The 15,988-nt window shown below is 58.1% G+C and carries 13 protein-coding genes; 5 read left to right on the forward strand and 8 right to left on the reverse strand.

The window, feature by feature from the left end; all coding sequences use genetic code 11:
- Positions 1-415 precede the first annotated feature (415 nt).
- The 4 genes from nirB to cobA are packed head-to-tail and all read left to right on the forward strand — an operon-like array spanning position 416 to position 6,681.
- Positions 416-2,869 (forward strand): nitrite reductase large subunit NirB, encoded by a 2,454-nt coding sequence (nirB, locus tag BMS17_RS05500; protein ID WP_077430587.1) that lies wholly within the window; start codon positions 416-418, stop codon positions 2,867-2,869.
- The gene (gene nirD, locus BMS17_RS05505) at positions 2,866-3,183 is read left to right on the forward strand and encodes a nitrite reductase small subunit NirD (RefSeq protein WP_077430588.1); all 318 of its coding nucleotides are present in this window, start codon (positions 2,866-2,868) and stop codon (positions 3,181-3,183) included. Before nirB ends, nirD begins: the two co-directional genes overlap by 4 nt.
- On the forward strand, positions 3,183-5,900 hold the full coding sequence (locus BMS17_RS05510) for a nitrate reductase (RefSeq protein ID WP_077430589.1): 2,718 nt from the start codon (positions 3,183-3,185) through the stop codon (positions 5,898-5,900). Before nirD ends, BMS17_RS05510 begins: the two co-directional genes overlap by 1 nt.
- 10 nt (positions 5,901-5,910) lie before the next feature.
- The gene (gene cobA, locus BMS17_RS05515; protein ID WP_046027050.1) at positions 5,911-6,681 is read left to right on the forward strand and encodes a uroporphyrinogen-III C-methyltransferase; all 771 of its coding nucleotides are present in this window, start codon (positions 5,911-5,913) and stop codon (positions 6,679-6,681) included.
- A gap of 70 nt (positions 6,682-6,751) precedes the next feature.
- Here the strand turns inward: cobA and BMS17_RS05520 are convergent, their stop codons facing one another.
- The 8 genes from BMS17_RS05520 to ppsA form a co-directional block, all read right to left on the reverse strand.
- Entirely contained in the window at positions 6,752-7,795 is a 1,044-nt protein-coding gene (locus BMS17_RS05520) for an OmpA family protein (protein ID WP_046027051.1), read from the reverse strand.
- Positions 7,796-7,902: 107 nt separating this feature from the next.
- The gene (sigX, locus tag BMS17_RS05525) at positions 7,903-8,493 is read right to left on the reverse strand and encodes an RNA polymerase sigma factor SigX (RefSeq protein ID WP_010456518.1); all 591 of its coding nucleotides are present in this window, start codon (positions 8,491-8,493) and stop codon (positions 7,903-7,905) included.
- Positions 8,494-8,580: 87 nt separating this feature from the next.
- Positions 8,581-9,405: a mechanosensitive ion channel domain-containing protein gene (locus BMS17_RS05530; RefSeq protein ID WP_008048604.1), complete on the reverse strand. Its 825-nt coding sequence runs from the start codon at positions 9,403-9,405 to the stop codon at positions 8,581-8,583.
- A gap of 2 nt (positions 9,406-9,407) precedes the next feature.
- A complete protein-coding gene (locus BMS17_RS05535; protein ID WP_046027052.1) occupies positions 9,408-9,656 on the reverse strand; it encodes a hypothetical protein in 249 nt (82 codons plus the stop codon).
- 63 nt (positions 9,657-9,719) lie between these two features.
- Positions 9,720-10,715 carry a zinc transporter ZntB gene (locus BMS17_RS05540; RefSeq protein ID WP_046027053.1) on the reverse strand — a complete coding sequence of 332 codons (996 nt, stop codon included), beginning with the start codon at positions 10,713-10,715 and terminating at the stop codon, positions 9,720-9,722.
- Positions 10,716-10,739: 24 nt separating this feature from the next.
- Positions 10,740-11,231 carry a ribonuclease E activity regulator RraA gene (rraA, locus tag BMS17_RS05545; protein WP_046027054.1) on the reverse strand — a complete coding sequence of 164 codons (492 nt, stop codon included), beginning with the start codon at positions 11,229-11,231 and terminating at the stop codon, positions 10,740-10,742.
- Between the two features lie 149 nt (positions 11,232-11,380).
- On the reverse strand, positions 11,381-12,370 hold the full coding sequence (locus BMS17_RS05550; RefSeq protein WP_046027055.1) for an alpha/beta fold hydrolase: 990 nt from the start codon (positions 12,368-12,370) through the stop codon (positions 11,381-11,383).
- 195 nt (positions 12,371-12,565) lie between these two features.
- Positions 12,566-14,941: a phosphoenolpyruvate synthase gene (ppsA, locus tag BMS17_RS05555; protein WP_046027056.1), complete on the reverse strand. Its 2,376-nt coding sequence runs from the start codon at positions 14,939-14,941 to the stop codon at positions 12,566-12,568.
- A 174-nt stretch (positions 14,942-15,115) separates the two neighbouring features.
- Here ppsA and BMS17_RS05560 point away from each other — a divergent pair, with 174 nt between their 5' ends.
- On the forward strand, positions 15,116-15,934 hold the full coding sequence (locus BMS17_RS05560) for a pyruvate, water dikinase regulatory protein (RefSeq protein WP_046027057.1): 819 nt from the start codon (positions 15,116-15,118) through the stop codon (positions 15,932-15,934).
- Positions 15,935-15,988 lie beyond the last annotated feature (54 nt).

The following is a 15,988-nucleotide window of genomic DNA, read 5'->3' on the forward strand; positions in this document are numbered from 1 at the left end:
GGTTGCGAAGCAGTCGTAGGCCCTGCACATAGGGTGAACCTGGCACACCGTGTCGTCTGAAATTGCGACTGCTTCGCAGCCGGACGCAGGCTTCGCCAGCGGCTACAGAAGCCGCGCCAATTGCGGGCGACGTGCATTGAATCGGTGCAAAAACGCTCCTGCCAAAGTCCGAAACCACGACTAAACCCAACAAACCCGTTGACCTGGAGCACTTGGCACAACCACTGCATTACCTTCTTCACCACACATAAAGCCCGGCCTTCAACGTAGAAGGCTGCGCTGCCCGAGAGAACGGGACAAGGACAAAGGCGTCCTCGCTAGGCAACTAGCGGGACGCCTTTTTTTGTTTGCGCAAAATTGTCGAGCAAGACCTGAAAGCCCTGATGAGGCGGGTCTGAACTCCCCGGAGAACCTGATGAAAAAACTAAAACTGGTGATGATCGGCAACGGCATGGCCGGGGTTCGCACCCTGGAAGAACTGCTCAAGCTGAGCAACGAGCTGTACGACATCACGGTCTTCGGCGCCGAACCTCATACCAACTACAACCGCATCCTGCTGTCGCCAGTACTGGCCGGTGAGCAGACGTTCGAAGAGATCGTGCTCAACGACCTCGACTGGTACCTGGAAAACAACATCAAGCTGTTGCTCAACCGCAAAGTCGTGGAGATTGACCGGGTCAAACGCCGCGTCATCGCCGAAGACGGCACCGAGGCGGAATATGATCGCCTGCTGATCGCCACCGGTTCGACCCCGTTTATTCTGCCGATCCCCGGCAACACCTTGCAGGGTGTGATCGGCTACCGCGACATCGCCGACACCCAGGCCATGATCAACACCGCCAAGACCCACAAGCACGCCGTCGTCATCGGCGGAGGCCTGCTGGGCCTGGAAGCCGCCAACGGCCTGATGCTGCGCGGCATGCACGTGACCGTCGTACACATCGGCGAGTGGTTGCTGGAACGACAATTGGACAAGACCAGCGGTCAACTGTTGCAAACCGCCCTCGAAGCGCGCGGCCTGCACTTTCGCCTGCGCGAGCAAACCCAGGCGCTGCACGACGGGGGCAATGGCCGGGTCGGGTCGGTTGAATTCAAGAACGGCGACATCATCCCCGCCGACCTGGTGGTGATGGCCGCTGGCATTCGCCCCAACACCGAACTCGCGGAAAAATCCGGCATCCCCTGCAACCGCGGGATTCTGGTCAATGACACGATGCAAACCTACGACCCGCGGGTCTACGCCATCGGTGAATGCGCCAGCCATCGCGGCATCGCCTACGGCCTCGTCGCACCACTGTTCGAGCAAGCCAAGGTCTGCGCCAACCACCTCGCCCAATTGGGCTTCGCCCGCTATCAAGGTTCAGTGACGTCGACCAAATTGAAAGTCACCGGCATCGATCTGTTTTCTGCCGGCGACTTCATGGGCGGCGAAGGCACGGAAACCATCACCCTCTCCGATCCGATCGGCGGGATCTACAAAAAACTGGTGATCAAGGATGACGTGCTGGTCGGCGCCTGCCTGTACGGCGACACGGCCGATGGCGGCTGGTATTTCCGGCAGATTCGTGAGAGTCACGCCATCGACGAGATCCGTGATCACCTGATGTTCGGTGAAAACGCTCTAGGTGACGTCGGGCATCAAGGTCAGGACAAAGCCATGAGCATGGCCGATACCGCCGAAGTGTGCGGTTGCAACGGCGTGTGCAAAGGCACCATCGTCAAGGCGATTCAGGAGCACGGACTGTTCAGTGTCGACGAGGTGAAAAAACACACCAAGGCTGCAAGTTCATGCGGCTCCTGCGCAGGGCTGGTGGAGCAGATCCTGATCAACACCGTGGGTGGCGCGGCGGACGTCAAACCGAAAAGCGAAAAAGCCATCTGCGGATGCAGCGACCTCAACCACGGCCAAATCCGCCAGGCCATCCGCGAGCAACATTTACTGACCATTGCCGGGACCATCAGCTACTTGAACTGGCGCACACCGAATGGCTGCGCCACGTGCCGCCCGGCCCTCAACTACTACCTGATTTCCACCTGGCCGGGTGAGGCAAAGGACGACCCGCAATCACGCCTGATTAACGAACGCGTCCACGCCAACATTCAAAAAGACGGCACCTATTCGGTTGTCCCGCGGATGTGGGGCGGCGTGACCAACCCTTCGGAACTGCGGCGCATCGCCGACGTCGCCGACAAGTACAACGTACCGATGGTCAAGGTCACCGGTGGCCAGCGCATCGACTTGCTGGGGATCAAGAAACAGGATTTGCCGGGCGTCTGGAAAGACCTCGACATGCCATCCGGTCACGCCTACGGCAAATCCATCCGCACCGTGAAGACCTGCGTTGGCAGCGAGTTCTGCCGCTTCGGCACCCAGAACTCCACCCAATTGGGCATCGAACTGGAGCATGACCTGTTCAACATGTGGTCACCGCACAAAGTGAAACTGGCGGTCTCCGGTTGCCCACGCAACTGCTCGGAAGCGGGCATCAAGGACGTAGGAATCATCGGCGTGGATTCCGGCTGGGAGATGTACATCGGCGGCAATGGCGGGATCAAAACCGAAGTCGCCGAGTTCTTCGTCAAGCTGAAAACCGCTGAAGAAGTTCGTGAATACAACGGCGCGTTCTTGCAGCTCTATCGCGAAGAAGCCTTCTACCTGGAGCGCACCGTGCATTACCTGCAACGGGTCGGCATGGAACACATCAAGAAAGCCGTGCTGGAGGACCCGGTGCGGCGCAAGGCACTCAATGATCGCCTGCAATTCTCGCTGTCGTTCGAGCAAGACCCGTGGAAGGAACGCCTGGCGCAGCCGCAGCTGAAAAAAGAGTTCGACGTCATTCCGTTGAAGAACCTGGAGGTGCTGGCATGAACTGGCTGGATATCTGCGCACTGGAAGACATCAATGCCCTGGGCTCGCGGATCATTGCCGGGCCGAAAGGTGATATCGCGATTTTTCGTACAAGCGACGATGAGGTTTTCGCCCTCGACGACCGCTGCCCACACAAGGGCGGGCCGCTGTCACAAGGCTTGGTGTACGGCAAACGCGTGGCCTGCCCGCTGCACAACTGGCAAATCGACCTGGAAACCGGCGAAGCCCTGGTCCCTGACATCGGCTGCGCCCACCATCACTCGGCACGGGTCGAGAATGGTCGGGTGCTGCTGGCCCTGCGGGAAGCAAGCTGATGAACCGTCAAATCACCGCTTCTACCTGCTGCTATTGCGGCGTCGGCTGCGGTGTGCTGATCGAACATGACGGCGAGCGCATCCTCGGCGTCAGTGGCGATCCGGCCCACCCGGCCAACTTCGGCAAATTGTGCAGCAAGGGATCAACCCTGCATTTGACCGGTGACCTGACTGCGCGAGCGCTCTATCCCGAACTGCGCCTGGGCAAAGGCCTGGCACGCAGCCGCACCGACTGGGACACCGCCCTCGATCATGCCGCCAGCGTTTTCGCCCGGACCATTGCCGAACACGGCCCGGACAGCGTGGCGTTCTACATTTCCGGGCAATTGCTGACCGAGGACTATTACGCCTTCAACAAACTGGCGCGGGCGTTGGTGGGCACCAACAACATCGACAGCAATTCGCGACTGTGCATGTCGTCGGCGGTGGTCGGCTACAAGCGCAGCCTGGGCGCCGATGCGCCACCGTGCAGTTATGAAGACCTGGAGTTGAGCGACTGCGTGATGATCGTCGGCAGTAACATGGCCTACGCCCACCCGGTACTTTTTCGTCGACTGGAAGAAGCCAAATCCTGCCGACCACAGATGAAAGTCATCGTCATCGATCCGCGTCGCACCGACACGTGCGATCTAGCTGACCTGCACTTGGCGATTCTTCCCGGGACCGATGTCGCCCTGTTCCACGGGATTTTGCACCTGCTGCTGTGGGAAGACTGGATCGACCGAGACTTCATCAAGGCCCACACCGACGGTTTGACCGAGCTGAAAAACCTGGTGCGCGATTACACACCGCAAATGGTTTCGCAGCTGTGTGGAATCAGCGTTGAGCAATTGCAGCAATGCGCCGAATGGGTCGGTACGTCACCGAGTTTCCTGTCGTTGTGGTGCATGGGGCTAAACCAATCTACCGCCGGCAGCGCCAAGAACAGCGCGCTGATCAATTTGCACCTGGCTACCGGGCAAATTGGCCGCCCCGGCGCAGGACCTTTCTCGTTGACCGGTCAGCCGAATGCCATGGGCGGGCGGGAAACCGGCAGTCTGTCGAACCTGCTGCCGGGGCATCGCGACGCCGCCAACCCTGAGCATCGTGCCGATGTAGCGGCTTACTGGGGCGTCGATCAACTGCCTGAGAACCCTGGGCTGACGGCCATCGAGTTGTTTGACCAGGTCGGCCGCGGAAAAATAAAAGCACTGTGGATCGCTTGCACTAACCCCGCACAATCACTGCCTGATCAGACGGCTGTGCGTGCGGCACTTGAAACCTGCCCGTTCGTGGTGCTGCAAGAAGCCTTTCGTACCACTGAAACCGCCGGGTTTGCCGACCTGTTGTTGCCCGCTGCGAGCTGGGGTGAAAAGGAAGGCACCGTCACCAATTCGGAACGGCGTATTTCCCACGTCCGCCGGGCAATCGTCGCACCTGGTTCCGCGCGCCCGGACTGGGCGATCACGGTGGATTTCGCGCAGCGGCTGGAAAAACATTTACGCCCCGAATCCTCAAGCCTGTTTGCCTTTGAAACACCGGCGCAGGTGTTCGACGAATACAAATTACTGACCCGCGGCCGTGATCTGGACTTGTCCGGGATCAGCCATGCGCTGATCGACCAGCTCGGCCCGCAGCAATGGCCATTTCCGACCGGCGCCCGCCAAGGTACCGCCCGCCTCTATCTCGACGGTATCTTCCCGACTGCCAGCGGCCGCGCGCAATTCGTCGCCGACCCGTATCGCGCCGCCAAGGAACAACGGGATGCGCGTTTCCCACTGACGCTGATCACCGGTCGCCTGCGCGATCAATGGCACGGCATGAGCCGTACCGGCACTGCGGCGCAGCTGTTCGGTCATGTCAGCGAAGCGGTGTTGAGCCTGCACCCGGACGAGTTGCGCAGGCATCGCCTGCAACCAGGTGACTTGATCAGCCTGAAAAGCCGTCGCGGCGCCGTGATCGTGCCAGTCTCCAGCGATGACAGCGTGCGCCCGGGGCAGGCGTTTTTGCCGATGCATTTTGGTGACCGCTTCCTCAAGGGAGGTGTAAACACCCTCACCCTTCCAGCCTTCGATCCACTGTCGAAACAACCGGAACTCAAGCACAGCGGTGTGCGCCTTGAGCCCGTGCATTTGCCATGGCATCTGTTTGCGCTGATTGAGGGAGACATCCCACAGCATTTTGAGAGCCTACGCACCCTCTGCGAGGCGTTTTCCTACGCCAGCCTCAGCCTTGCCGGCCGTGAGCGCCCCGCGCTGCTGATACGCGCTGCCAGCGCCTTGGCGCCAGACCCGAAACTGCTGCGTGACATTGATGAGTGCCTCGGGCTACTCGATGGACCGGTTTTGGCATACGACGATCCACGGCGCTCCATCGGCAAGCGAGTGCGGATCGAGAACGGGCGCATCACCGCTATTCGCCTGGCGGGTGAAACTCTCGCCCAACACTGGTTGCAAAGCCTGTGGCTCGAAGGTCGCGCCGATGAGCAACTGCGGCGCTGGCTGCTCGCGCCCCTGAGCGCACCACCGGGGCAGATCGATGCCGCCTCGATCGGCAACAAAACCCTGTGCAACTGCAAAAACGTCAGCCAAAACGCAGTCTGCGCCGGTATCCGCCGTGGCCTGGACTTGCAAGGTTTGAAACAGGAATTGGGTTGCGGCACGCAATGCGGTTCGTGCGTCCCGGAAATCAAGCGTTTGCTGGCTGCTACTGCGCAGCCGATCGCCGTCATCTCGTGAGGAAAACACTATGAGCGCAAAAGTCTGGCTGGTGGGTGCGGGTCCCGGCGACCCTGAATTACTGACGCTCAAGGCTGTGCGGGCACTGAGAGAAGCGGATGTGGTGCTGATCGACGACCTGGTCAACGAAGCGGTGCTGGAACATTGCCCCGATGCGCGGATTATCCCGGTGGGTAAACGTGGCGGCTGCCGCTCAACCCCTCAAGCGTTCATTCACCGCCTGATGCTGCGTTATGCCCGACAGGGCAAATGCGTGGTGCGGCTCAAGGGTGGCGATCCGTGCATCTTCGGTCGAGGTGGCGAAGAGGCGCAGTGGTTGCGCGAACGCGGGGTCGATACCGAATTGGTCAATGGCATCACCGCCGGGCTGGCCGGCGCGACGCAATGCGATATTCCGTTGACCTTGAGGGGCGTTGCCCGAGGAGTGACGTTGGTCACCGCCCACACCCAGGATGGCAGCAGCCTGAACTGGCAGGCACTGGCCCAAAGTGGCACGACGCTGGTGGTTTACATGGGGGTGGCGAAGCTCAGCGAGATACGCGAGCAATTGTTGGCAGGCGCGATGGCGGCGGATACGCCGGTGGCGATGATCGAAAACGCATCGCTGCCGCATCAACGGGAATGCCGCAGCACCCTGTCAGCCATGGAAGAAGATGCCGGCGCCTTTGAGTTGAAAAGCCCGGCCATTCTGGTGATCGGCGCAGTAGCGGCCAGTGCAACTCAAGCTCTGTGGGGGTGTGAGTCACCGCAAAAGCAAGTCAATCAGTCTGAGTATTTTTGACCTGCCTCACCAAATCGCAGACAAAGAAAAGCCCGGCCTAAGCCGGGCTTTTCTCAGAGCTGAAGGCTAATTACTTGCCTTGAGCTTCAACCTGCGCTTCTACGCGACGGTTTACAGCGCGACCTTCTGCAGTTTTGTTGTCAGCAACTGGGCGGGATTCGCCGTAGCCAACAGACTGAACGCGGGAGGATTCAACACCGTACTGGTTGGTCAGAACTTGTTTAACGGCGTTTGCACGACGCTCAGACAGTTTCTGGTTGTAAGCGTCAGGACCGACGTTGTCGGTGTGACCTTCAACAGTAGTGGTGGTCGATGGGTACTGCTTCATGAAATCAGCCAGGTTCTTGATGTCGCCGTAGCTGTTTGGCTTGACTACCGACTTGTCGAAGTCGAATTTCACGTCCAGCTCAACACGAACAACTTCAGCAACTGCCGGGCAGCCATCAGCGTCAACAGTTACGTTGGCTGGGGTGTCTGGGCACTTGTCAACGTTGTCGCACACGCCATCGTTGTCGCTGTCGGAGCAGACTTCTGGAGCTGGGGCTGCAGCGACTGGCTTGTTGCCGCCACCGAAGTTCACACCCAGACCAACGGATGGGATGTAGTCCCACTTGCCGTTGTCCAGTTTGTAGTCAGCTTCTACGCCAGCACGTGCGTAAACGTTTTCTACGAAGTAGTACTTAACGCCAGCGCCAGCAGTCAGGAAAGTCGACTGGTCACGGCCAGTGTGGCCGTTAGCGGCTACGTTGGTCATGCTGCCGTGCTTAACACCACCTTGAACGTAAGGACGCAGAGCGTCGCCAGCGTTGTTGAAGTGGTACTGAGCGTTCAGACCGAAGCTGTCGCCTTCGATTTTCTGGTTGCCAGTGTTGTTGTTCGAACGGGTGTAATCTTCAGCGTTGTAGGTCAGGTTCAACGATACGTCGTCGGTCAAGAAGTAACCGATGGAGGCGCCAGGAGTGTAACCGTCTTCAACGTCTTTAACGCTGTCGTTGTACTTCTTCCCGTAGTTGAGCTCGCCTTCAACTGCGCCTTGGCCTTGTGCCAGAGCGCCGAAAGAAGTAGCGGCAATAAGAGTACCAATGGCCAAGCCCAAGGTGTTTTTCAGTTTCATCCGTTAAATCCCCATCTGGTGATTGTAAAGCAGTCCCTCAAACCGGGGGACAACTCGGCGGCAAGTCTATCAGAACTTGCCTACACGTAAGAGATATTTGCGCTGAACTAAGTTTCAGCAATGCCTGCAAATTTCTCACGCAATTTATCTAGAGCACGTTTATACCGCATTTTTGTCGCACTCAAACCCATATGCATGATATCCGCGATCTCTTGAAATTCCAGCTCTGCGACAAATCGTAGCACCAGAATTTCACGGTCAATCGGATTTACATACACCAGCCAGCGATCAAGTCCACCCTTATCCTCGGGTTTCGGCGTCTTCTCTTCAGACGCTTCCTCGAGGGGGTCCAGACTCAAAGCGTCCATCAAGCGACGCTTTCGCCGTTCCTTCCGATACTGTGTGATGCATTCGTTGTACGTGATGCTATATAGCCATGTCTTGAACTTCGATTTACCCTCAAAGTTCTTCAGGCCATACAGCACCTTCAACATGACCTCCTGACAGACATCATCTGCGTCGCGATCGTTCCCAAGGTATCGGGCACAGACGTTAAATAATGTTCGCTGGTAACGCCGCATCAGTTCTTCATAAGCGCGCGTTACGTGAAACAGCTCGGTGTGCGAGCGCGCGACCAACTCCTCATCAGAGAGCTCGCGGGGGTCGTAGCGCGTGGAGAGCGATTGAGCTTTATTCAAAACAAGTCGGGCCGACAGTCAGGTCAATGTCCGCCGCAGCCCATTCAGGGCATTTTGCGGCGGCGTACATTAGCAGGGTTTGCCGGGTTAGCGGCTACTCACATGCTGCTCCAAGAGAATCCGATTGGAGAGAGAGACTAGCTCACCTTCATCGGTCAGCAATGTGGTTTTAACCGTGCCGATCTCTTCGATCTGGCCTTCGACCTCACCAACACGCACTTGTTGCCCAACCTGATACAACTCACGCACATAGATTCCCGCAAGAATCTGACCGGCAATTTCCCGGCTTCCCAAACCCATGGCCAACGCTACCGCCAGACCAACGGTAATCAATACGATAACGATCACATGGTTGAGCAGGTCAGTCTTGACCTCCAACTGGCTGATCGCTACCGAGATACTGATGATGATCACCAGGCCCTGAGCAATACGTCCCAACCCGGAAGCATAGTCCAGACCTACGCCTTCTGCTGCGCCGCGCACCAATCCATTGGCCAGTTGTGCCAGCAAGACACCTACCAGCAGGACCAGCGCCGCACCGAATACCTTCGGCAAATAGAGCGCAAGCATATCCAGCGTAGCTGAAACTCGTTCAAGTCCAAGGGATTCTGCTGCAGAAACCAGAAAAATAAGCAGAACGAACCAATAGACAATCTTGCCGATCAAGGTAGAGATCGGTACTTGAAGACCGGCCCGGGACAGTAATTTAGTCAGACCGGTACCGCCCATCAGGCGATCAAGACCCAGTTTGGCCAGCAGCTTGGACAGCAAAGTGTCCAAAAGTTTCGCCACGACAAAACCCAACAGCAGCACAACCAGTGCGCCGAACAGGTTCGGAATGAAGTTCGCAACCTTGGTCCATAACGCAGTCATTGCAGTGACGAGGCTCTGAGTCCAGAGATCAAGTTCCATATTCAATCAGCCTTATCAGCAGTGCGAACGGTAGGTTTACGGTGACGGGATACCGGCGAGATGTGGGCCGAGCCGTTATTGAGGGCGATCATCAGCGCGGGCAACCAGCGGCCCAGCAGGCTGAACAGATCACCGGCGCCGACCTGGCGATTGGCGGTTTTCAGTACACGCCCAAGGCACGCATCGTCGTCCCGGGTGGACGGTGATGCATTGAGCATGTCGCGCAAAGACTGTTCAAACGGATCGTGCATACGCACCTCTCGTGATGTCTGTGAAAGACGCGGTCAAATTTGCTCGGGTCACATGCCGCATGCTCAGACCCAGCGCAAACGTCGAAATAACCACCACTGCCCGACCGCCACCGAAACCATCATCAGGCACGCAATCAGGAAGCCATACGGACTGGCCGAGAACGGAATCCCACCCACATTAATCCCCAGAAGACCGGTCAAAAAACTCATCGGCAAAAAGATCCCGGTGATGATCCCGAAGCGGTACATCGTGCGATTCATCCGCACGCTCAAGCGTCTGTCTTCAGCCTCGAGAACCAGGCCCACCCGCTCGCGGGTCAATTCCAGCTCTTCCAGATACCGGGTCAGGCTGTTGTTCAATTCGTTCCAGTAATCCGCATCGTCGTCGACGAACCAGGGCAATTTGATCCGTGTCAGCTGACCGAATATATCTCGCTGCGGCGCCAGGAATCGTTTCAGCGCTGCGGCCCTGCGACGGATCTGCAAAATGGCTCCGTGCTCGGGAGTATACCGTTCGTCGGCATCCAGTTTTTCCTCTTCGTCATCGACCACTTCCGAGAGGCAACTGACCAGATCCTGCACTTTGTTGGTGAGGTACTGCGCCATATAGAGAACGAGTTCGGAGGCCGTTTTTGGCCCTTTGCCTTCGGCGAGCTGCACCAGCAATTCATCGGTTGCGCGCAATGGGCGCAATCGCAAGGAAATAACACGCTGGGCCGATGCAAAAATCCGCACCGAGACCATGTCTTCCGGTTCAGCGCCGGGGTTCAGGTTGACCCCGCGCAGAAACAGCAACAGTTCGGCATCCGGCAACGGCAACAGGCGCGGCCGGGTGTTTTCTTCGAGCAGAAGGTCACAGCTGAATTCACTCAAACCACTGGATTTACGCAGCCAGGTCTGAGTTTGCGGGTGACTGCGATCCCAGTGCAGCCACAGACTTTCATAAGCCTGAAGCTGCAAGTCATCGAGTTCAGTCCGGGCTATCGAACGCGCACCGCCTTTACCGTCCAGCACCAGGGCATGCACCAGGCCCCATTGCGCGTTTTCTTCCTCGAACATCCTCACTCCTTTGTTGGCAACGCTTTATTCAGGCATTTTCAGCGGGCTTGGCGAGATAATCACGCCATTGTTGTCCGCATAGATGTAATGGCCTGGATGGAACGTCACGCCCGCAAAGGTCACCGCAACATTGAGATCGCCAATACCGCGCTTGTCGGTTTTCATCGGGTGACTGGCCAGCGCCTGAACGCCCAGATCGGTCTGTGCAATGACGTCGACATCACGAATGCAACCGTAGATCACCAGCCCTTCCCAACCGTTTTTCGCAGCTTTCTCGGCCAGCATGTCGCCCAGCAAAGCACGACGCAGTGAACCGCCACCGTCGACGACCAATACTTTGCCATTACCCTTGAGTTCGACCTGCTCTTTGACCAGCGAGTTGTCTTCGAAGCACTTGATGGTCACGATTTCGCCGCCGAAAGAATCACGGCCACCGAAATTGCTGAACATCGGTTCCAGCACCTGCACCAGCTCCGGATAGGCGTCGCACAGGTCAGGCGTGAGGTAATGGTTCATCGAGAAACTCCTGTAAAAAAGAAGACAGTCGAGTTGGCCGCGCTGAATGAAACGTTAATTCAGTCACTGAAAATGACCAGAACAGCACAATGCGTCATATCTTAGCCTCAAGCCGACCAGAGCGAAATGCCCTTGTTAGAGCATCGGGCTCAAATGGCCGCGGCCAGATCCGGCTTGTCGCCCAACAATGGCGTCAGTTGATCGCCCAACCAACGGGCCACCAACGGCCAGACCTCTGCCTGAGCCGCTTTGCTGACGAGCATTTCCACGTGACCGAAATTGTCGCCAAAGCCATGCTCACGCCCAAGGTTCATGAACCGCTTGTGTTCGCTACCAATCTGCTCGAACAGTTTGTGGCATGCCCACGTCGGGTCCTGATGATCGCCAACCGCGCTCACCGCCAACACCGGCACCTGAACGTTGGCCAATCCAGCCCACCAGTCCTTGTCGGCATCGCCAAAGCGCCCGAACAAACCGTACCAACGCATGCTTTCCAGGGCCAGGCCAATCGGCTCGTCTTCCGGGCCACGTTTGAGCCGTGAGCCCGACAGTTGCGCAAAGCGCTTGAGAATGAAGCGTCCACCCCACTCCACCGGCGGTATTTTCAACGGCCAATAGGTGCGGCTGACTTGCGTGCCGAAAAACGCCGCAGACGCCACCACAGGCTCACCGATGTACTCACCGCCCAATGCCGCCGCCAGGGTAATCCCGCCCAGCGAGTGACCGATCCAATGCGGGACCTGGCCACTTTGCTCGCGCACAAAAGCACCGATGGCCGGCAGGTCGTAACGAGCGTAGTCGGCGACGCGGTTCTTGCGGTAGTTTTGATTGCGCTGGGACAGGCCATGGCCGCGCATTTCCGGAATCCATACATCAAATCCCAGACGCGTCAGATAAGCGCCCAACCCCAAGCCTTTGGGGGAAAACCAGAAGCGTCGATTGGAAAAGCTGCCGTGCAACAGAATCACCGGCACGCCACGCACCGCCGTTTCATCGGCCATGCCCAGTCGCGTGACGGCCAATTCAACGGTGCCATCAGGGCTGTTGCCCGGCTTCAAACGGTAAACGTCTTCGCTCAGATCGCCGCGCCGTTCGGCGCTGATCAGGGCGACAGGAAATAGGTTGCTGCTGCTTTGCATAATGCTCTTGCACAAAAAAGGGCGGCATCCCCAAGGAGCCCGCCCTACTTGAATCTTAAAGGCAGCGTTCACCGACCACGCTGCCAATCATTGTAGGAGCGAGCCTGCTCGCGATGGTCGCCAACGATAACGCGTTCATGCTGAACAAAACGCGGCGTTCTGCAGTCCATCGCGAGCAGGCTCGCTCCTACAGGATCAAGCCTGCGCCTGACCCTCAGCCAGGAAGAACCAGGTTTCCAGTACGGAATCGGGGTTCAACGAAACGCTTTCAATGCCCTGCTCCATCAGCCACTTGGCCAGGTCCGGGTGGTCCGAAGGACCCTGACCGCAAATGCCGATGTACTTGCCGGCCTTGTTGCACGCGGCGATGGCGTTGGCCAGTAGCTTCTTGACCGCCGGATTACGCTCATCGAACAGGTGCGCGATGATCCCGGAGTCACGGTCCAGGCCCAGCGTCAGCTGAGTCAGGTCGTTGGAACCGATCGAGAAGCCGTCGAAGAATTCGAGGAACTCTTCAGCGAGGATCGCGTTGGATGGCAGTTCGCACATCATGATGATGCGCAGACCGTTTTCGCCGCGAGCCAGACCGTTTTCGGCCAGCAGATCGATAACCTGGCTGGCTTCGCCCAGGGTACGGACGAACGGCACCATGATTTCGACGTTGGTCAGACCCATCTCGTTGCGCACGCGCTTGAGGGCGCGGCACTCGAGTTCGAAGCAGTCACGGAACGATTCGCTGATGTAACGCGAGGCGCCACGGAAGCCCAGCATCGGGTTTTCTTCTTCTGGCTCGTAGAGCTTGCCGCCGATCAGGTTCGCGTATTCGTTGGACTTGAAGTCCGACAGACGCACGATGACCTTTTTCGGGGTGAACGCTGCAGCCAGGGTGCTGATGCCTTCGACCAGTTTGTCGACGTAGAAATCGACCGGATCGTTGTAACCGGCGATGCGCTTGTCGACGCTGTCCTTGATGTCCTGCGGCAGGCCGTCGTAGTTCAACAGCGCTTTCGGGTGAACACCGATCATGCGGTTGATGATGAACTCCAGACGGGCCAGGCCCACACCGGCGTTCGGCAGCTGCGCGAAGTCGAAGGCACGGTCGGGGTTGCCGACGTTCATCATGATCTTGAACGGCAGGTCCGGCATGGCGTCGACGGAGTTCTTCTTGATGTCGAAGCCCAGTTCGCCTTCGAAGATGTAACCGGTGTCGCCTTCAGCGCAGGAAACGGTCACGCCCTGGCCGTCTTTCAACAGCTGGGTGGCGTTGCCGCAACCGACCACGGCCGGGATGCCCAGCTCGCGAGCGATGATCGCCGCGTGGCAGGTACGACCGCCACGGTTGGTGACGATGGCGCTGGCGCGCTTCATGACCGGCTCCCAGTCCGGGTCGGTCATGTCGGAAACCAGAACGTCGCCCGGCTGGACTTTGTCCATCTCGGACACGTCCTTGATGATGCGAACCTTGCCGGCGCCAATGCGCTGGCCAATGGCACGACCTTCAACCAGCACGGTGCCGGTTTCTTTCAACAGGTAACGTTCCATGACGTTGGCCTGGGTACGGCTCTTCACGGTTTCAGGGCGAGCCTGAACGATGTAGAGCTTGCCGTCGTCGCCGTCTTTGGCCCATTCGATGTCCATCGGGCACTGGTAGTGCTTCTCGATGATCATCGCTTGCTTGGCCAGCTCGCTGACTTCGGCGTCGCTCAGGCAGAAACGTGCGCGATCAGCCTTGTCGACGTCGATGGTCTTGACCGATTTACCGGCCGTGGCGACTTCGCCGTAGATCATCTTGATGGCTTTGCTGCCCAGGTTGCGGCGCAGGATGGCTGGGCGACCGGCGGCCAGCGTGCCTTTGTGGACGTAGAACTCATCCGGGTTCACGGCGCCTTGTACGACGGTTTCACCCAGGCCGTAGGCGCCGGTGATGAACACCACGTCACGGAAACCCGATTCGGTATCGAGGGTGAACATCACACCGGCAGTGCCGGTTTCGGAGCGGACCATGCGCTGAACGCCGGCCGACAGGGCCACCAGCTTGTGGTCGAAGCCCTGGTGCACGCGATAGGAAATCGCACGGTCGTTGAACAGGGAAGCGAACACCTCTTTGGCGGCGCGGATAACGTTTTCCACACCACGGATGTTCAGGAAGGTTTCTTGCTGACCGGCGAAGGAAGCGTCCGGCAAGTCTTCGGCGGTAGCGGAAGAGCGCACGGCCACGGCCATGTCAGGGTTGCCGGCCGACAGCGTGGCGAACGCGGTGCGGATCTCGGCGTTGAGCTTCTCGGGGAATTCGGCTTCCATGATCCATTGACGGATCTGGGCGCCAGTGCGGGCCAGGGCGTTGACATCGTCGACATCCAGGGCATCGAGGGCGGCGTGGATCTGATCGTTCAAGCCGCTCAGTTCCAGAAAATCACGATAAGCCTGAGCTGTCGTGGCGAATCCACCGGGCACCGAAACACCGGCACCTGCCAGGTTACTGATCATCTCGCCCAGGGATGCGTTCTTGCCCCCCACATGCTCAACATCGTGTTTGCCGAGCTTATCGAGGGAAACTACGTACTCTACCAAGGTGATCTCTCCACTAACTGTGTTGGAAAAGCTCAGGAGCCGGCTGCTCGGAGGAGCGTTTGCCAGCTGTATGGCCTGGACCTGGAAAATAAGTGAGAATGCGGGCCACTGGCGGCCAACAAACCGCGCCTATCATATCCAAGATTCGTCTTTAGCTTAAGGCCCAAGGTGCAAATGAAACGATCTGCTTTCTTTATTTCCGACGGGACAGGCATCACAGCCGAAACCCTGGGTCAAAGCCTCCTGGCGCAGTTCGAAAACATTACCTTCAGCAAATTCACGCGACCGTATATCGATAGCGTGGATAAAGCGCGGGCCATGGTACAACAAATCAACAAAGCCGCCGAAAATGACGGCTTCCGGCCGATTATTTTCGACACCATCGTCAACCAGGACATTCGTGAGATTCTCGCGACCTCAAATGGTTTCATGATCGACATTTTCTCGACGTTCCTGGCACCGCTTGAACAGGAATTGACCGAGCATTCTTCCTACACCGTCGGCAAATCCCATTCCATTGGCGCCAACACCAACTACATGGAGCGTATCGAGGCCGTGAACTTCGCCCTCGACAACGACGATGGTGCCCGCACGCACTATTACGACAAGGCCGATTTGATCCTGGTCGGCGTGTCGCGTTGCGGCAAAACCCCGACATGCCTGTACATGGCCATGCAATTCGGTATTCGCGCGGCCAACTACCCGCTGACCGAAGACGACATGGAGCGCCTGACACTGCCGAACGCCCTGCGCGCCCATCAACACAAGCTGTTCGGCCTGACCATCGACCCGGACCGCCTCACCGCGATCCGCAACGAGCGCAAGCCCAACAGCCGCTATTCGAGCTATGCCCAGTGCGAGTTCGAGGTGCGAGAAGTGGAAAACCTGTTCCGCCGCGAGAACATTGCGCACATCAACTCCACGCATTTTTCCGTCGAAGAAATCTCGGCGAAAATTCTCGTGGAGAAAGGTGTGGAGCGGCGGTTCAAGTAAATTTTTGGCGCCTGTCAGGGCGCCTTCGCGAGCAAACCCGCTCCCACATTTGAC

Origin of the sequence: Pseudomonas sp. C9 (assembly GCF_002000165.1) — a bacterium.
Lineage (GTDB): Bacteria > Pseudomonadota > Gammaproteobacteria > Pseudomonadales > Pseudomonadaceae > Aquipseudomonas.